Raw genomic sequence first — 17,185 nt, 5'->3', positions numbered from 1 at the left:
CGACGAGACATTTGCTGGCGCAATGGATCTCGTGTCCATCGGAAGGGTTCGCGTAATGCTCATAGCCATCTCCGGGGATGCCTTGCACACACCTGTGGCAGGTGCGTGGCCCATGAATCGGACGGTCATCAGGGCTGCTCAACAGTCCCCGGTAGCCAGCCGCGATAAGCTGGTCTACGCCACGGTAGCCCACTGTTGCCCAGCACACAAGATCTTGTACCGCTGTGTAACGGCTCGTTGACCTCCGAGCAACACCTGGCTACCGTCTTTAACGGCACGTTATGAAACGGACCATTTTCCAGGCGGGCCCGACTATGGTTTCCTTTTAAACATGGCTGCAGACTCTGAATTCACGATCGACGAACTGGCGCGGGCAGCCGAGACCACCGTGCGCAGCGTCCGCGTGTACCACGAGCGAGGTCTCCTGCCCTCGCCGGAGGTGCGCGGGCGGATCGGGTATTACGGGTCCGACCACCTCAACCGGCTGCAAACGATCAGCCGCCTGCTGGGGCGGGGCATGAAGCTCAACGGCATCAGGGAGTTGCTGGAGGCCTGGGATCGCGGCGACGGGCTCGCCGACGTACTCGGCGTGAAGAACGCGAACGCGAACGCGGCCGAAGCGGACCCGGATGCCACCACCGAGCCACAGGACAGCTACGCCGAGCTGCCCGACTACGCCAAGCAGGCGCTGGCCTCCAGCGAGGATCCGCTCGAGGCCTACCGCGTGACGAACCCGCGCTGCTGCGATCTTGCCACCCGGCTCACCGACACCGGGCTGCCGATGCAGGACACGTTCCAGTTGGTCGAGCGTCTGCGCGCCGACTGCGATCGCATCGCCGACCGCTTCGCCACCGAGTTGTTCTTCCGGCTGGCCGGGCAGACCTACGAGGAGTCCGCCCGGACTCCCCGGGATCGCACCAAGCTGGAGACCGACCTGGCGATCGCTCGCTTGATCGTCACCCGCGCCGCTTCCGAGCTCATCGATCAGGCTTTCGCCCGGCACTCCGAGCTGCCGCCGCCCTCGGTGGCCTCCAGCCCGCAGGCCCAAGTCGAGCAGTGACGCCGCGGCCACGAACTTCGGATACCTTCGACCGTTCTCGTATTTCCCTACCGCCCTGTCGAATACTTACGTAGACAATCCTGTTCACGTCATTCCGGCAGCGCGGCGAGGAATGTGCGGTAGCCCGGCTCGGTTCGTCGAACACAACGCGCCCGGCGAATGGCCGAACCCACCTACGCATGGCCTGTGCCGAAGAGTTGCCATGAGATGCCCAGCGGCAGGCGCCACAGGCGCAGCCGGAGGCGACACCGCCGCGTCGACTCCGTGCACCCCGTTCCGCCTTCCCGCCCGCGAAACGCGCTGGCACACCTACGCCTACCGCTCCGAGCATCGAAGAGGCCGAAGCGTTCGGCACTACTGACGACGCCGGACGAAAGCCGAGCGCGAACCCCACCCCCGAACGATGGTCGGGGTGACAGGATTTGAACCTGCGACCCTCCGCTCCCAAAGCGGATGCGCTACCAAGCTGCGCTACACCCCGTGGCCCTCGCGGCGGCGGGGCGGCCGCCGACGAGGATGAATGCTCCGTGGAGCGGGTGACGGGAATCGAACCCGCACCATCAGCTTGGAAGGCTGAGGTTCTACCATTGAACTACACCCGCAGGCATACGACACCGATGGGATCGCCACGATGTCGTGTGCGATCCGACTGTACCGAACCCGGCTTCCGAAACGCCAATCAGGCCCCCGCGCAGCGAGATCTCGCAGGTTGCCCGTCGGAGCGCTCCGAGGTTGCCGCACCCAGTGTCGCACGGCTCGCCCGACCGGACGCGACGGCACGCTGGAGAAAAATTTTAGAGGCTATTTTTCATTGAAACTCTGGCGTGTCGGATTGCCGTGGGCGAAACTCGAATGACACGCTGGCCCCGGCCGGGAAACGTGGCTCACCCGCCACCTGTTCACGCCAGGAAACTTCGCTCGAGGGAATTCCGATGAGGACCGCACGACTCGCCGTCACTGCCGACACGCTCGGCGTGCCGGGGAGCCACGGTCACGACACCGGGAGCGAACCGGTGCGATGCGCGCCGAGAACGAGTCCACCCCTCGAATCGTCGGCTCACGACACGGCAACCCCGGCTCCGGCCGCGACGCCGCCGCGACCGGCCGGCGCGCACACTACCCGGCCGTACACCACGCGGTCGACCGATGCGAGCTGCGGCGTCTCGGCTCGCCCCAGCGCACGCAGCCACCCGAGCCCCACGGCAGGGAAGACCGCGAGTAGACGACCATCTACCCTGGAACGCCCAGGACATCGGCTCGGAACTCCGAACGGAAGACGAGGACGTCGCGTGCGAGAACAGATTCTCGTGACACCGGCGCCACGGGGCCTGCCCGGACCACCCCCGTGGCGCGCGCATCACTGTCCGCACACCTCCTACAGCGTGTCGTCAGCGCGTCGCGGCGCGATTTTGCAGCGAACGACAATCGGGTGTAACACCTACGCGACGGGAACGAACACGTACCCGATCGCTTTTCGCGAGGCATCGAGAACACGTTGCAAATCGTCGCTTTTCGATGCCGAGCGGCTTGCTAGGATCCTTTTTGCCGGACGGGGGTATCTGGAAAGGGGGCGGTGAGCGTGCGCCGAACCAGGTGGACACAACCGCGTAGCAGTGGGAACGATCAGGGTGACGCCGGCGCCTGTGTGAGTACAGCGCATCTGGGTACCGACGTCGCTCACACCGGGTGAGTCCGATGTCGACCGGCATCGAGCCCCCGGTAGCCACCATGGCCCGCGCCTGGGCACGGGCGGTCTGCGCCGAGCCCGGGTCGGGCGCGGCGCCCCATCAGCTGGAACCGGTACTGATCGAGATCGTCCAGCGCCTGCTCACCCTCGCCGCGTCCGAGCCGTTCCCCGTGCTCGAAGCGCGAATGCTCGGCGCCCGGCTCGCCGAGGCTCCCTTCGACCGGATCCGGATGCTGGCGCAGGCCACGCGCTGGCTGCTCGGTTTTCCGTCCGGCCCGCCCGGCTCCCTGGTGGCCACGCGCTGGCCGTTCATCGCCAGTCAGGCCATCGACAGCTACGCCCAGGCACTGCAGGAGCGAGCCCTCGCGCAACAAGAACAGAACCTGTCGGCGAAGGTGTCGCTGCGGGTGCAGGAGATCGCCGCGTTGCAGCACCGGCTGCGCCACGAGGCCACTCATGACGCGCTCACCGACCTGGCCAACCGGACGCTGCTGCAGGACAAGGTGCGCATGATGGCCACCGACCCGACCCGCGGCGTCGGACTGCTGCTGATCGACCTGGACCGGTTCAAGCAGATCAACGACGGATACGGGCACGCGATCGGTGACGAGGTGCTGGTCGAACTGGCGGGCAGGCTGCGCGAAGCCTGCCCGCCGGACACGGTGATCTGCCGGTACGGCGGCGACGAGTTCGTGCTCGCGACCAATCCGCACCGCAACAACCTCGGTGACCTCGCACACCGGATCGTGGCCGCACTGCGCGACCCGGTCTGGTCCTCGGCGGGGCCGGTTCCGGTGTCGGCCAGCGTCGGCACCGCCTACAACCCGCCGGGCAGCCCGTTCGATTTCACCGATCTGCTCCGCCGCGCCGACCGCGCGATGTATTCCGCGAAGACGGCCGGTGGTCGCCGCTTCGCCCTCGCGGACGAGCCGGACATCGACACCGCTGTCGCGGGCTGACAGGCACGGCGATCCGGCGAGCTCACCCGGGTTGACAGGTTGGGCACCAGAAGAGATTCCGGGCCTGCATCACCTGATGGGCGATCGGCGTTCCGCACAGCCGGCAGGGCTCGCCTTGACGACGGTAGACATAGGTGCGCGGACGGTCCGGGGCGTAGGAGGGCTCGCCGTGATCGTGTTCGGGGCGCACCACGACCATCTTTCCGACGCGTACCCCCACCCGCATCAGCGCGACGAGATCGGTCCACATCTGCGCCCATTCGCCCGCGGACAGATCCACGCCGGGGCGATGCGGCGAAATCCCATGGCGGAACAACAGTTCCGCGCGGTAGACGTTCCCGACCCCGGCGACCACCTGCTGGTCCATCAGGAGCGCGCCGATCGGTCTGCGGGAGCGACGGATGCGCTGCCATGCCCGGTCGGTATCGGCGCCGCGCCGCAGGGGATCCGGGCCGAGCCGAGCGGTGAGCGCGGCGACCTCCGGCGGAAGCAGGATCTCGCACGCGGTGGGCCCGCGCAGGTCGGCGCCGAAACCCGGCTGGCCGTCCGGTTCCCCGAACATGCGCATCCGAACCTGCCCGACCGGCTCCCCCATCGGCAGCCCGGATTCGGTGAACGTGCCGTAGAGGCCGAGATGCACGTGCACGACCAGTCCCGACTCGTAGTGGTGCAGCAAGTGTTTGCCCCACGCCTCGGACCTGGTCAGCACCTGGCCGTCCACCCGGGCCGCGCCCGCGGCGAACTTGCCCTGCGGGCTCGATACGCGCACCACACCGCCCGCGAGGCGACGCTGATGCAGCCGCGCGAGGCGGTGCAGCGTATGTCCTTCCGGCACAGCCGGTTACGACCCCGGTCGGCTCAGTACGCGGGGACTTCCGGGGCGACGCCGGTCTTCTCGTACTCGGCGAGGATGTCGATGCGACGCTGGTGGCGCTCCTCGTCCGACCACGCGGTGGTCACGAACGCGTCCACGATGGCCAGCGCCTCCTCGGTGGAGTGCATCCGGCCGCCGATGCCGATCAGCTGCGCGTTGTTGTGCTCGCGGGCCAGCTTGGCGGTCTCGACGCTCCAGGCCAGCGCGCAGCGGGCGCCGGGCACCTTGTTCGCGGCGATCTGCTCGCCGTTGCCGCTGCCGCCGAACACCAGGCCGAGGCTGCCCGGGTCGGCGACGGTGCGGCGGGCCGCCTCGATGCAGAACGCGGGGTAGTCGTCGAGAGCGTCGTATTCGAGCGCGCCGCAGTCGACGACCTCGTGGCCCGCCTGCTCCAAGTGGGCTTTGACGTGATTCTTCAGTTCGAAACCGGCATGGTCGGCACCCAGGTAAACGCGCATGGCAGGCATTGTGTCAGGCGGCCGGGAGGGGACGGCCAAGAGGGCATCCCCGGCGATTGACACTGCGGTCTGCCTGCGCGAATCGGCTGATACGCCAGTTGTGTTCGCGCCATGGGCCCGGCGACACGGCCGACGCACCGACCCCGTTCCCGGCAACTGAATAGAGTTCATCCCATGCAGCCGTTCGAACCCCAGCCACCCGACCAGGCGGGCCTACAGACCGATCCGTATGCCCCGCACGGTGGGTGGGCCCCGGCTCCGCAGACACCTGCCGCGCCCTACGGCCAGCCGTACACCTCGGGCTCGTATCCGGCCGCACCCCCGTCTCCGGCTCCGTACGGCTCCTACTCCGGCGCTCCGGTGCCGCCCGCGATGCCGCCGCAGCGGCAGCCGCGAGGGCTGTCACCGTTCGGCATGCCCGCCCGGCACAGCTGGGAGATCCCCATGCTCGTCATCGTGGTGGTGCTCACGGTGTTCGCGTATGTGATCGCGCTGGTGCTGTTGGCCACCGGCAACTTCGACCAGTACGTCGTGGCCTTCGCGGCCGCCCCGCTGCTGCTGTGGTTCGGCCGCGGCGTCAATTACGCCAGTCAGCGGGTGAACGGCGTGAAGATGTCGCCGACCCAGTTCCCCGAGGGCTACCAGTTGGTGGTGGACGCCGCCGCTCGCTTCGGCATGGCGAAGGTGCCGGACGCGTACGTGGTGCTCGGCAACGGCCAGATCAACGCGTTCGCCAGCGGACACGGCTTCCGGCGCTATGTGGTGGTCTACAGCGACCTGTTCGAGATCGGCGGCGCCGCCCGCGAACCCGACGCGTTGGCCTTCATCATCGGCCACGAGGTGGGCCACATCGCGGCCGGGCACACCTCGTATTGGCGGCAACTGGGCATGTTCCTGGTGCCGTTCCTGCCGATCATCGGCAGCAGCCTGATCCGCGCGCAGGAGTACACCGCCGACAACCACGGCTACTGCAACCGGCACACCGGAGCGCCCGGCGCCATGGGCACCCTGGCCGCGGGCAAGTACATGAATCGGCTGGTCGGCTTCGACGAGATGGCAGATCGGGCAGCTCTCGAGAAGGGCTTCTTCGTCTGGATGGTGAACGCCCTGTCCAGCCACCCGGTACTCACCTGGCGAATGTGGGCGCTGCGCGATCGCAGCAGGCACGGAAAAATGTTCCTGCGCCCGGAACCGCCCGCGGGCGCAGGCGCGCCCGCGGGTGGTTATCCCACTTCCTACGGTCAGGCGCCGGCGAGCCCGCCGAAGTCCGTGCTCTGACCGGGGCGGTCGCCGTCCGGCGCTCAGTCGAACGACGGGTCTTCGGTCCGCGTGCGCTTCAGCTCGAAGAAGTGCGGATAAGAGGCCAGCGCCACCGCGCCGTCCCAGACCTTGCCCGCCTCCTCGCCACGCGGAATCCGGGACAGGACCGGACCGAAGAACGCGGTGCCGTTGATGTGGATGGTCGGGGTGCCCACGTCCGGGCCCACCTTGTCCATGCCCGCGTGGTGACTCTCGCGCAGCGCCTCGTCGTAGTCGGCGCTCTCCGCGGCCGCGGCCAGTTCGGCGGGCAGGCCTACCTCCGCCAGCGAGTCGGCGATCACCGCGGCGAGGGACTCCTTGCTGCTGTCGCGTTCGTACTCGGCGCGCCGGTTGTGGATGCGGGTGCCCATCGCGGTGTACAAGGGCAACAGCACCTTGTCGCCGTGCTCCCGCGCCGCCGCGATCGCGACGCGGACCGGTCCCCAGCCCGTGTCGAGCAGTTCCTGGTACTGCTCGGGCATGTCCTTGCCCTCGTTCAGCACCGCCAGGCTCATCACGTGGAAGCGGGCTTCGATGTCGCGCACCTGCTGAACCTCGAGGATCCAGCGGGACGTGATCCAGCACCAGGGACACAACGGGTCGAACCAGAAATCGGCGACGTCCTTGGCGGCTTTCTCGGTCACAAGCGGCTTCCTCTCGATCGCACGCGGACGGACGGCGCGCACACGCTCGCCGCCCTACCGAGCAACCACGGCGGCCGGCGATTCGTTCCCACCCGGCGCGCCGTTTTCCCGAGCCGCCGCCACGGCTGCCAGTAGGGTTGGGCGGCAGGAGTCTGGTTCCCTTCGGAGTAAGGAGTCCGCTATGAGTTCTGACCAGCGTTTCGTCATCGTCGGCGGCGGACTGGGCGCGGCCAAGATCGCGGAAACGTTGCGAGCCAAGGACTTCCCCGGAAGCGTGACGCTGATCAGCGCCGAGGAGCACTTGCCCTACGATCGGCCGCCGCTGTCGAAGGACCACCTCGCGGGCAAGAAGTCGTTCACCGAATTCCTTGTCGCTCCCCCGCAGTGGTACCGCGACCACCACGTCGAAGTCCGCCTCGGCACCACCGTCACCGGCCTCGACCCCGGAGCGAAGACGATCACCCTGCCCGACGGCTCCACACTGCCCTACGACAAGCTCGCGCTCGCCACCGGTTCGACGCCGCGCACACTGTCCGTTCCCGGCGCCGACGCGCCGAACGTGTACACGCTGCGGACCATCGAGGACTCCGACACGTTGATCGAGTTGTTCGGCAGCGCGCGCCGGATCGTCGTCATCGGAGCGGGCTGGATCGGCTTGGAGGTCACCGCGGCGGCTCGGGCGGCGGGCGTCGAGGTGACCATCGTCGAACGCGCCGACTTGCCACTGCGGGCGGTGCTCGGCCCGGAGATGGGCCGGGTGTTCGCCGACCTGCACCGGGCCAACGGTGTCGACTTCCGGTTCGAGGCCCAGGTCGAGGCGATCACCACCGAAGATGCCATCGCGACCGAGGTGGCCAACGGTGTCCGGCTCGCCGACGGCAGCACGATCGAAGCCGACGCGGTGCTGGTCGCCGTCGGCGCGCGGCCGAACGTGGAGCTGGCCGCCGATGCCGGGCTCGGCGTGGAAGACGGCGTGCTCGTCGACGAGCGCCTGCTCACCAGCGATCCGGACATCGTCGCGGTCGGCGACATCGCCGCGCAACAGCACCCGGTCCTCGGCAGGCGCATCCGGGTGGAGCACTGGGCGAACGCGCTCAATCAACCAGCGGTCGCGGCCGCGACCATGCTCGGTGAGCAGGCCGCTTACGACCGGCTGCCCTACTTCTTCACCGACCAGTACGACCTGGGCATGGAGTACACCGGCTTCGCCACGCCGGGCGACTACGCCAGGGTCGTCGTGCGCGGCGACACGGCGGCTCGCGAATTCGTGGCGTTCTGGCTGGACTCGGACAACCGCGTGCGCGCCGGGATGAACGTCAACGTCTGGGACGTGACCGACCGGATCAAGGAATTGATCCTCGCGGGCGAACCGGTCGACCCGGATCAGCTGGCCGACACCACGACGCAACTGTGATGTGGATCACCGGAAAGACATGTCGGATCCACGCGCTGGGCTCCGACCCTCTTCGCGAGCGCCACCGAGGCGCTCGATACGGCCCAATGCCGCAGGAGAGGAAACGAATCGTGAAGTACATGCTGCTGAAGACCTACGGGCGCACCGCGTACTGCGACACACCGATCAACGAATGGTCCCCGGAAGAGATCCAGGCGCACATAGACTTCCAGCGCGCACTGGGTGCGCAACTGGCCGAGGCGGGCGAGTTGGTGGAGGCACAGGGGCTCGCCGGGCCGGAGGACGCGCGGATCGTCAGTTCGGACGGCCGGTCGGCCCCGGTGGTCACCGACGGGCCTTTCCCGGAGACCAAGGAGTTCTTGGCGGGGTACTGGATCGTCGACGTGGACAGCCCCGAACGGGCCTACGAGATCGCCGCGCAGGCCTCCGCCGCCCCCGGCCCCGGCGGTGCACCGATAGGCGAGTACATCGAAGTTCGCGCGGTGATGGGCGCCCCCGCCACCGAGCAATGAGCGACCGGCGTGCGGTGCCCGACGACACACCGCTCCCGGCGAGCACCGAGGACCTGCTGCGCGCGCTGGCGCCGCAGGTCCTCGGAACGCTCGTCCGCCGCTTCGGCGACTTCGACACCGCCGAAGACGCACTGCAGGAGGCGCTGCTCGCGGCCGCGACGCAATGGCCGCGGCAAGGCATGCCGGACAATCCGCGGGCCTGGCTGATCCAGGTCGCGCAGCGGCGCATGGCCGACGCCGTGCGCGCGGAAGTCGCGCGGCGGCGCAGGGAGACCACCGCCTTCGATCGCGAGGTGACCGACGCCGTCCCTGTGGACCACGACGACACGCTCACCATGCTGTTCCTGTGCTGCCACCCGGCGCTGTCGCCTGCCGCGGCCATAGCGCTGACGCTGCGCGCGGTGGGCGGGCTCGGCACCGAACAGGTCGCCCGCGCCTTCCTGCTGCCGGAAGCGACGATGGCGCAACGGATCACGCGGGCGAAGAAGAAGCTGGCCACGGTGGAGCGCCCCTTCGCGCAACCGGGTGACGAGCGGTGGCGCGAGCGGCTCGGCGCGGTGCTGCACGTGCTGTACCTGATCTTCAGCGAAGGACATACCAGCAGTTCGGGGCCCGACTTGCAGCGCACCGATCTGTCCGACGAGGCGATCCGGCTCACCAGGGCGGTGCACCGGCTGTTGCCCGCGGACCCCGAAGTCACCGGGTTGCTCGCGCTGATGCTGCTCACCGATGCCCGGCGCGCGGCACGCACCGGAGCGCACGGCGAGCTGATCCCGCTGGCCGAACAGAACCGCGCGCTGTGGGATCGCGGGCTGATCACCGAAGGGACGGCCCTCATCACCGGCACGCTGGCGCAGGGCCTGCGCGGGCAGTATCAGATCCAAGCCGCCATAGCGGTCCTGCACGCCCAGGCCACCCGCGCCGAGGACACCGAGTGGACCAAGATCCTGGCGCTGTACGACCGGCTCGAGCGACTCTCGGACAGTCCGATGGTGACGCTCAACCGGGCGGTGGCGACGGCGATGGTGTCGGGACCGGAAGCCGGTCTCGCGCTGGCCGCCACGCTCGACGACCGGCTGGCGGGCACGCATCGGCTCGACGCCGTGCGCGGCCATCTGCACGAGATGGCGGGCGACATCGATGCGGCCGCCGCCTGTTATGCCAAGGCCGCGGCCCGCACGACGAGCACCCCAGAACGCGACTACCTCACCATCCGCGCCGCACGGCTGCGACACGCTCGTACGGATCTCGTCCGGTAGTTCCGGAAAGGCTGCTCCGGCCTCGCGCCTCTACGCTCGACCTCTCGCCTCGGGAGGCGATGTCGCCAGTCCATGCGGCGATGTTCGCCAGTCCATGCGGCGAGCGCGCCTCGCGCGCGACAGGACGCGGGGCGATGGCGGCGCGTTCGTACGAGCACGCGCCGCGCAGCAGTGGACGAGACGTGCCCCTGAACGGCGGCGACCAGGCAGACTACGCGTGTGGCAGACAAACACAGCGCCGGAGTCCTGCTCTTCCGCCGCGACTCGGACGGCGCCGTCGAGGTGCTGCTCGGGCACATGGGCGGCCCCTTCTGGGCGCGAAAAGACGCGGGCGCGTGGTCGATTCCGAAAGGCGAGTACGAGCCGGACGCGGAGGACGCACGGTCCGCGGCGAGCCGCGAGTTCACCGAGGAACTGGGACTGCCGGTCCCGGACGGTACGTGGCTGCCGCTGGGTGAGGTGCGATACGGAAGCAGCGCGGGCAAGAAGGTCCTCACCGTCTGGGCCGTCGAGGGCGATCTCGATCCCGCCGCCGTGGTGCCGGGAACCTTTCAGCTGGAGTGGCCGCCGCGCTCCGGACGGTTCACGCAGTTCCCCGAGATCGATCGCGCCGAGTGGTTCGACCCGGCCACCGCACGCGACAAGCTGGTCGCGGGCCAGCGGCCCTGTTTGAAGCGGCTGGCCGAGCGACTGGCGGACTGACCGCTACCTCGACACGCCCGCCCAGGTCCGGCCGGTGAGGAGTTCGTAGGCTTCCACGTACTTCTGGCGCGTCGCCTCGACCACATCGGCCGGGATCTGCGGGCCGGGCGGCTCCTTGTCCCAGCCGGTGGAGGTGGACCAGTCGCGGACGAACTGCTTGTCGAACGAGCGCTGCGGCCGGCCCGGCTCCCACTCGTCGGCGGGCCAGAAACGCGAGGAATCCGAAGTGAGCACTTCGTCACCGAGGGTGAGAACGTCACCGTCCCAACCGAACTCGACTTTGGTGTCGGCGACGATGACGCCGCGTTCTGCGGCGTGCGCAGCACCGCGGGCATAGATGTGCAGGGTCAGTTCGCGCAGTCGTTCGGCGACCTCGCGCCCCTCTTGGTGCACCACGTCCGCGAAGGTGATCGACTCGTCGTGCCCCTCGGACGCTTTGGTGGTCGGGGTGAAGATCGGTTCCGGCAGCTTGTCGCCCTCGCGCAGCCCGGGCGGCAGCGCGACCCCGGACACCGAGCCCGTCTGCCGGTATTCCACCAGCCCGGAACCGGTCAGGTAGCCGCGCGCGATGCATTCCACCCCGACCATCTTCAGCGGTTTGACCCGGATGCCGCGGCCCGCGAACTCGGCGGGCACGTCGGTGGCGGAGACGACGTGGTTGGGCACGTCGGTGAAGAACTCGAACCACCAGTTCGACAGCTGGGTCAGCAGGGCGCCTTTCTCGGGGATCGGCGTCGGCAGCACCACGTCGTACACCGACACCCGGTCGGAAGCGACCAGCAGCAGCGTGTCGCCGTCCTCGTACAGGTCACGCACCTTCCCGGCGTGCACATGCTTCAACGTCGAGCCTCCGAATCCGTGGTGGTGAACCTGCGCTGCACCAGGCACAATACCGCCGCTGTCCGGCCGTGGCCGTCGCGCCGTCCGCATCACTAGGGTTGGTCGGGAAAGTCCCGCGCGACCTGCCACACCGAGGTGGCATTGTGGGTGTCGCCCGTGCCAGTTCTTCGACCACGAAGGAGCCTTATGTCCGCACCCAACCTCACTCGCGACCAGGCGATCGAACGCGCCGCCACGGTAGCGGTCGAGAACTACCGCGTCGAGCTGGATCTGACCGACGGGGCGGGCAAACCGGGCGAGCAGACCTTCTTCTCCCGCAGCACCGTGACCTTCACCGCTACGCCGGGCGCGAGCACGTTCATCGACATCGTGGCCCGTGGCGTGCGCTCGGCGGTGCTCAACGGCACCGCCCTGGACGTTTCCGGATACGACGAGTCGACCGGGATCACGCTGACCGACCTGGCCGAGCGCAACGAGCTGGTGGTGGAGGCCGACTGCGAGTACTCGCACACCGGAGAGGGCCTGCACCGGTTCGTCGATCCGGCCGACGACGCCGTCTACCTGTACTCGCAGTTCGAGACCGCCGACGCCAAGCGGATGTTCGCCTGCTTCGACCAGCCGGACCTGAAGGCCACCTTCGACCTCGCCGTCACCGCCCCGGCCGACTGGCAGGTCGTCTCCAACGCCGCCGTCGTGGAAACGCTCGCGCCGGAGCCGGGCAAGCACGTCTTCCGCACCACCCCGAAGATGAGCACCTACCTGGTCGCGCTCATCGCCGGCCCGTACGCGCAGTGGACCGACGTCTACACCGACGAGCACGGCAGCATCCCGCTGGGCATCTACTGCCGCGCCTCGCTGGCCGAGCACATGGACGCCGAACGACTGTTCACCGAGACCAAGCAGGGTTTCGGCTTCTACCACCGCAACTTCGGCGTCCCGTACGCGTTCGGCAAGTACGACCAGCTGTTCGTCCCAGAGTTCAACGCGGGCGCGATGGAGAACGCCGGCGCGGTGACCTTCCTGGAGGATTACGTCTTCCGGTCCAAGGTCACCCGGGCCTCCTACGAGCGCCGCGCCGAGACCGTGCTGCACGAGATGGCGCACATGTGGTTCGGCGACCTGGTCACCATGAAGTGGTGGGACGACCTGTGGCTGAACGAGTCGTTCGCCACCTTCGCGTCGGTGCTGTGCCAGTCCGAGGCGACCGAGTACACCAACGCCTGGACCACGTTCGCGAACGTGGAGAAGTCCTGGGCCTATCGGCAGGACCAGCTGCCGTCCACCCACCCGATCGCGGCCGACATTCCCGATCTCGCCGCGGTCGAGGTGAACTTCGACGGCATCACCTACGCCAAGGGCGCCAGTGTGCTGAAGCAGCTCGTCGCCTACGTCGGTCTGGAGCCGTTCCTGGCCGGCCTGCGCGCGTACTTCGCCGACCACGCCTACGGCAACGCCACCTTCGACGATCTGCTGTCGGCGTTGGAGAAGTCGTCCGGACGCGATCTGTCCACCTGGGGCGCGCAGTGGCTCAAGACCACCGGCTTGAACATTTTGCGCCCGGACTTCGAGGTGGACGCCGAAGGCAGGTTCAGCTCGTTCGCGGTGGTGCAGGAGGGTGCCCAGCCGGGCGCGGGCGAGCGGCGCGTGCACCGCCTCGCCGTCGGCGTGTACGACGACCAGGACGGGAAGCTGGTTCGCATCAAGCGGGTCGAACTCGATCTCGATGCCGCCGAACGCACCGAGGTGCCCGAACTGATCGGCGTTCCCCGCGGCCAGTTCGTGCTGGTCAACGACGACGACCTGACCTACTGCTCGATCCGGTTGGACGCCGATTCGCTCGACGTGCTGGTCAACCGCATCGCCGACATCGCGCAGCCGCTGCCGCGCACGCTGGCCTGGTCGGCGGCCTGGGAGATGACCCGTCAGGCCGAGTTCCGCGCCCGCGATTTCGTCGCGCTGGTCGGGCGGGGCGTCGGCGCCGAGACCGAGATCGGCGTGGTGCAGCGGCTTCTCATGCAGGCCAACACCACCTTGGGCAGCTACGCCGATCCGGAGTGGGCCGCCACCACCGGCTGGCCGGAGTACGCGAACCGGCTGCTCGAACTGGCGCGCGAAGCCGAGCCGGGCTCCGACCACCAGTTGGCCTTCGTCAACGCGCTGACCGGCGCGAAGCTGTCGGCCTGGCACACCGAGGTGCTGCGCGAACTGCTCGACGGTGATCCGGCGAAGGTCGGGCTGCCGGGCCTGGTGGTCGACACCGACCTGCGCTGGCGGATCGTGGCCGCGCTCGCGGCGGCGGGCGAGATCGATGCCGAGGGGCTCGATACGCCGGTCATCGACCAGGAGTTGTCCAACGATCCCACCGCGGCGGGCAAGCGGCAGGCGGCCGCCGCGGCGACGGCGCGTCCGATCGCCGAGGTGAAGGAGCAGGCGTGGGCGACGGTGATGGGCGACGACTCGGTGCCCAACGTCACGGCCCGCTCGATCGTCGGCGGCTTCGCGCCCGCTGGGCAAGATGAGCTGCTCACCTCGTACGTGGAACGGTACTTCGCCGAGGTCCCCGGCGTCTGGGAGCGTCGCTCCAGCGAGGTCGCCCAGACCGTGGTGGTCGGCCTCTACCCGCACTGGGCGATCAGCGAGGACGCGGTGGCCGTCGCGGACAAGTTCCTCGCCGGCGACCACCCTCCGGCGCTGCGCCGCCTGGTCAGCGAAGGCAAGGCGGGCATCGAGCGCTCGCTGCGCGCCCGCGCCTTCGACGCACAGCCGTAAGAACGAAACCGGCGCGTCCACCCGGTGATCGGGTGGACGCGCCGGGAACATCCAGCCGCAGGCGCCGGCGGAGATTACCGCCCGATGGCGGCGGCCATCACGCGGACGGCGGAGACCACGCCGTCGATCAGCTGGCCCTGCCGGAACGAGCTCAGCGCGGCGGTGACGCCGAGCTGGCAGACGCGATCGTTCGCCCGGTCGGCGACGTCCCGGCCCGAGCGAACCTCGATCGCCTTCTCGTTCGGCGAGACGGCGATGAGCACCGAATGCTCCGCCTCGGGCGTGCCGGGAAAGATCGCGTCCGCGCCTGCGGCCGGATCGGCACCCAGATCGCCGATGTAGACGTTGAAGCGCACCTTGGTCGCGCGGGTCGCCTCGGTGAGCACGTTGTCCATGGTGAGCCGCTCTTCATCGTTGAACGGCGCTTCCTTGAACACATCGCCCGCCTCGTGCACGCCGGAGACGCGCCCGCTGCTGGTGATCGCGTATCCATGCGGCAACTCGGCTTCGACCACCGCGGGCCACTTAGAACCTGCCACTTGCCCGTCCTCCGATCAGATCCACCTCGGTGGACTCGATGGCCGCATGCTGTCCATGCGGCGTTTCCGGAAAGTGGTGACCCGAGCCGATCACCTCTTCGGTGGCACTCCACAGCACCGGCGGCTGGGTCCACTCCTGACCGAGGGCGAAGTGGACCGGCTTCTCGCCAGGCAGTGGCTTACCGAGAAACGACAATCCGGCGATTACGCCGTAGATCACCAGTGGAATGCCGACGAAGATCAGCACTGTCTCGAGAATGCTCACGGATCAAAGGTAGACGATCCTCTGTAGTAGTTCTCCGTCCGGTAGCGCCGGGCCGCCGTCCGTGTCGGCTGCACCCGGCCCGAGCTGGGACTTCACCGAGCGCCTCAGACCAACCAGGCCGACGCGTTCGGCGGCAGCTGCCCGCCCTCGGTCGGCGCACTGGCCAGCAGCACGTCTCCCGGCGGTAGCTGGATGGGAGCGTCGGAGGCGTTGAGCACGCAGACCAGCCCACCCGGCCTGCGGAACGCCAGACACCCCTGGGGGCTGCCGTACCACTCGATCCGGTCCCCCGCGAACTCCGGCCGCTGTGCCCGCAGTTCGATCGCCAGTCGATACAGCGACAGCGTCGACCCCAGCTCCTCGAGTTGCGCCTCGACGGTCAGCGGCGCCCATTCGGGCGGGATCGGCAGCCACGGCGTCGCGGTGGTGAACCCGAACGGCGGCGCGGCGCCTTCCCAGGGCAGCGGCACCCGGCAACCGTCGCGGCCGCGCTGCGTGTGCCCGGAGCGCTCCCACACCGGGTCCTGCAACACGTGGTCGGGGAGGTCGTCGACGTTGGGCAGCCCCAGCTCGGAGCCGTTGTAGATGAACACCGCGCCGGGCAGCGCGAGCTCCAGCAGGATCATCGCCCGCGCCCGCGCGACGCCGAGCGCGCCGCCGCCGTACCGGGTGACCTCGCGCTCGATGTCGTGATTGGACAGCGTCCAGGTGGGCACGGCGAAGACCGGTGCGACGGCGGCGAGCGAGTTGTCGATCGCGTCGCGCACCGCCTCGGCTTCGAACGCCGATTCGGCGAGACGGAAGTTGAAGGCCAAGTGCAGTTCGTCGGCGCGCACGTACTCGCCGAAGCGGGTGTTGTCGTTCACCCACACTTCACCGATGAGCACCGCGTCCGGATACTCGTCGACGACCTTGCGGATCCGGCGGTGGATGTCGTGGACGGCCGGATTGTTGAACCGCGGGTCGCTGTCGTCGTGCGCGAGCAAGGCCGAGACGCCCAATTGGGGCATGTCGGGCAAGCCGTCCGGCTTGGCCATGCCGTGTGCGACGTCGATCCGGAACCCGTCCACGCCGCGCTCGAGCCAGAACCGCAGCGTCTGCTCGAAATCGGCGGCGACCTCGGGATTCGACCAGTTCAGGTCGGGCTGCTCGCGGGCGAAGATGTGCAGGTACCACTGGCCGGGCGTGCCGTCGGGCTCGGTGATCCTGGTCCAGGCGGGTCCGCCGAAGATGCTCGGCCAGTTGTTCGGCGGCTCGGCGCCACCGGGCCCACGGCCGTCGCGGAAGATGTACCGGTCACGTTCCGGACTGCCGGGCGCCGCCGCCAGCGCCGCGCGGAACCACGGATGCTGGTCGCTGGTGTGGTTGGGCACCAGGTCCATGGTCACCCTGATCCGACGGGCATGCGCCTCGGCGATCAGGGCGTCCATCGCGGCGAGCCCGCCGAAGAGCTGATCGATGTCGCGCGGGTCCGCAACGTCGTAGCCACCGTCGGCCATCGGCGACCGCATCACCGGGCAGATCCACAGCGCGTCGACGCCGAGCAGTTCGAGATAGCCGAGCTTGTCCCTGACTCCGCCGAGATCACCGACCCCGTCTGCGCTCGAGTCCGCGAAGGATCTGGGATAAACCTGGTAGAACACGGCCGACCGCCACCACGACTGCGTGGTGCGATCCACCGGCGCCGTTACGGCTGGTGCATCACTCACACCCGCAATAGTGCCAAAGTTCTGCGGCGAAAGCCTTCAGGCGACGCGCGGCCACAGATGACGGGCAAACATTCAGCACCTTAGCCATAGAGACGAAAAACCTCGCCCCACATCGTCTCTCACGCGCAAGGTTCCCGTCACCCGTGGTTCATCAGCGAATTCACCGCCACCTCAACGCGGTAGAAAACACATTTT

Annotated in this window: 15 protein-coding genes and 2 tRNA genes; 8 read left to right on the top strand and 9 right to left on the bottom strand. The window is 68.6% G+C overall.

Annotated elements, in window-relative coordinates:
• Positions 1–331 precede the first annotated feature (331 nt).
• A complete protein-coding gene (locus M8859_RS25920; protein WP_159924091.1) occupies positions 332–1,060 on the top strand; it encodes a MerR family transcriptional regulator in 729 nt (242 codons plus the stop codon).
• Positions 1,061–1,464: 404 nt separating this feature from the next.
• On the opposite strand, the gene M8859_RS25915 is transcribed toward M8859_RS25920, so the two are convergent.
• Positions 1,465–1,541, bottom strand: a tRNA-Pro gene (locus M8859_RS25915).
• 47 nt (positions 1,542–1,588) lie between these two features.
• Positions 1,589–1,662: transfer RNA gene (locus M8859_RS25910), tRNA-Gly, on the bottom strand.
• Positions 1,663–2,755: 1,093 nt separating this feature from the next.
• Here M8859_RS25910 and M8859_RS25905 point away from each other — a divergent pair.
• Positions 2,756–3,706: a GGDEF domain-containing protein gene (locus M8859_RS25905; RefSeq protein WP_159924100.1), complete on the top strand. Its 951-nt coding sequence runs from the start codon at positions 2,756–2,758 to the stop codon at positions 3,704–3,706.
• A 22-nt stretch (positions 3,707–3,728) separates the two neighbouring features.
• On the opposite strand, the gene M8859_RS25900 is transcribed toward M8859_RS25905, so the two are convergent.
• Together M8859_RS25900 and M8859_RS25895 are read right to left on the bottom strand one after the other, a co-directional pair.
• Complete coding sequence (locus M8859_RS25900) at positions 3,729–4,541, bottom strand: Fpg/Nei family DNA glycosylase (protein WP_249644933.1); 813 nt, start codon at positions 4,539–4,541, stop codon at positions 3,729–3,731.
• A gap of 23 nt (positions 4,542–4,564) precedes the next feature.
• Positions 4,565–5,038, bottom strand: coding sequence for a ribose-5-phosphate isomerase (locus M8859_RS25895; RefSeq protein ID WP_159924104.1), 474 nt, complete (start codon positions 5,036–5,038; stop codon positions 4,565–4,567).
• A 174-nt stretch (positions 5,039–5,212) separates the two neighbouring features.
• Between M8859_RS25895 and M8859_RS25890 the strand changes: the two genes are divergently transcribed.
• Positions 5,213–6,316, top strand: a complete 1,104-nt coding sequence (locus M8859_RS25890; protein WP_372492941.1) for a M48 family metallopeptidase — start codon at positions 5,213–5,215, stop codon at positions 6,314–6,316.
• A gap of 23 nt (positions 6,317–6,339) precedes the next feature.
• Here M8859_RS25890 and M8859_RS25885 read toward each other — a convergent pair whose 3' ends face one another.
• Entirely contained in the window at positions 6,340–6,981 is a 642-nt protein-coding gene (locus M8859_RS25885) for a mycothiol-dependent nitroreductase Rv2466c family protein (RefSeq protein ID WP_159924106.1), read from the bottom strand.
• 181 nt (positions 6,982–7,162) lie between these two features.
• Here M8859_RS25885 and M8859_RS25880 point away from each other — a divergent pair, with 181 nt between their 5' ends.
• The 4 genes from M8859_RS25880 (at position 7,163) to M8859_RS25865 (ending at position 10,868) form a co-directional block, all read left to right on the top strand.
• Positions 7,163–8,395, top strand: a complete 1,233-nt coding sequence (locus M8859_RS25880) for an NAD(P)/FAD-dependent oxidoreductase (protein WP_159924108.1) — start codon at positions 7,163–7,165, stop codon at positions 8,393–8,395.
• A gap of 110 nt (positions 8,396–8,505) precedes the next feature.
• Positions 8,506–8,907 (top strand): YciI family protein, encoded by a 402-nt coding sequence (locus M8859_RS25875; RefSeq protein WP_195141292.1) that lies wholly within the window; start codon positions 8,506–8,508, stop codon positions 8,905–8,907.
• Positions 8,904–10,166, top strand: coding sequence for an RNA polymerase sigma factor (locus M8859_RS25870; RefSeq protein ID WP_195071509.1), 1,263 nt, complete (start codon positions 8,904–8,906; stop codon positions 10,164–10,166). Before M8859_RS25875 ends, M8859_RS25870 begins: the two co-directional genes overlap by 4 nt.
• Positions 10,167–10,385: 219 nt before the next feature.
• The gene (locus M8859_RS25865) at positions 10,386–10,868 is read left to right on the top strand and encodes an NUDIX hydrolase (RefSeq protein ID WP_249644932.1); all 483 of its coding nucleotides are present in this window, start codon (positions 10,386–10,388) and stop codon (positions 10,866–10,868) included.
• A gap of 3 nt (positions 10,869–10,871) precedes the next feature.
• Here the strand turns inward: M8859_RS25865 and M8859_RS25860 are convergent, their stop codons facing one another.
• Positions 10,872–11,708, bottom strand: coding sequence for a phosphoribosylaminoimidazolesuccinocarboxamide synthase (locus M8859_RS25860; protein ID WP_249644931.1), 837 nt, complete (start codon positions 11,706–11,708; stop codon positions 10,872–10,874).
• 186 nt (positions 11,709–11,894) lie between these two features.
• Between M8859_RS25860 and pepN the strand changes: the two genes are divergently transcribed.
• Positions 11,895–14,477 carry an aminopeptidase N gene (pepN, locus tag M8859_RS25855; protein ID WP_249644930.1) on the top strand — a complete coding sequence of 861 codons (2,583 nt, stop codon included), beginning with the start codon at positions 11,895–11,897 and terminating at the stop codon, positions 14,475–14,477.
• 74 nt (positions 14,478–14,551) lie between these two features.
• Here pepN and M8859_RS25850 read toward each other — a convergent pair whose 3' ends face one another.
• From M8859_RS25850 to M8859_RS25840, 3 genes are all read right to left on the bottom strand, one after another.
• Positions 14,552–15,016: a DUF5130 domain-containing protein gene (locus M8859_RS25850; RefSeq protein ID WP_159924118.1), complete on the bottom strand. Its 465-nt coding sequence runs from the start codon at positions 15,014–15,016 to the stop codon at positions 14,552–14,554.
• Positions 15,003–15,281, bottom strand: coding sequence for an aa3-type cytochrome oxidase subunit CtaJ (ctaJ, locus tag M8859_RS25845; RefSeq protein ID WP_159924120.1), 279 nt, complete (start codon positions 15,279–15,281; stop codon positions 15,003–15,005). The genes M8859_RS25850 and ctaJ overlap by 14 nt, the downstream gene beginning before the upstream one ends.
• 104 nt (positions 15,282–15,385) lie before the next feature.
• Positions 15,386–16,990, bottom strand: coding sequence for a glycoside hydrolase family 13 protein (locus tag M8859_RS25840; protein ID WP_321210348.1), 1,605 nt, complete (start codon positions 16,988–16,990; stop codon positions 15,386–15,388).
• Positions 16,991–17,185: the final 195 nt, after the last annotated feature.

The sequence above is a fragment of the Nocardia sputi genome, from assembly GCF_023501985.1.
The sequence above is the reverse complement of the archived record's forward strand: the minus strand, read 5'-3'. Positions and strand labels throughout refer to the sequence as shown.

Excerpts from the sequence above, each read along its gene's own strand:
- M8859_RS25905 (WP_159924100.1), top strand. The coding sequence starts at position 2,756 with ATGTCGACCGGCATCGAGCCCCCGGTAGCCACCATGGCCCGCGCCTGG.
- pepN (WP_249644930.1), top strand. The coding sequence starts at position 11,895 with ATGTCCGCACCCAACCTCACTCGCGACCAGGCGATCGAACGCGCCGCC.
- M8859_RS25890 (WP_372492941.1), top strand. The coding sequence starts at position 5,213 with ATGCAGCCGTTCGAACCCCAGCCACCCGACCAGGCGGGCCTACAGACC.
- M8859_RS25895 (WP_159924104.1), bottom strand. The coding sequence starts at position 5,038 with ATGCGCGTTTACCTGGGTGCCGACCATGCCGGTTTCGAACTGAAGAAT.
- M8859_RS25880 (WP_159924108.1), top strand. The coding sequence starts at position 7,163 with ATGAGTTCTGACCAGCGTTTCGTCATCGTCGGCGGCGGACTGGGCGCG.
- M8859_RS25920 (WP_159924091.1), top strand. The coding sequence starts at position 332 with ATGGCTGCAGACTCTGAATTCACGATCGACGAACTGGCGCGGGCAGCC.
- M8859_RS25870 (WP_195071509.1), top strand. The coding sequence starts at position 8,904 with ATGAGCGACCGGCGTGCGGTGCCCGACGACACACCGCTCCCGGCGAGC.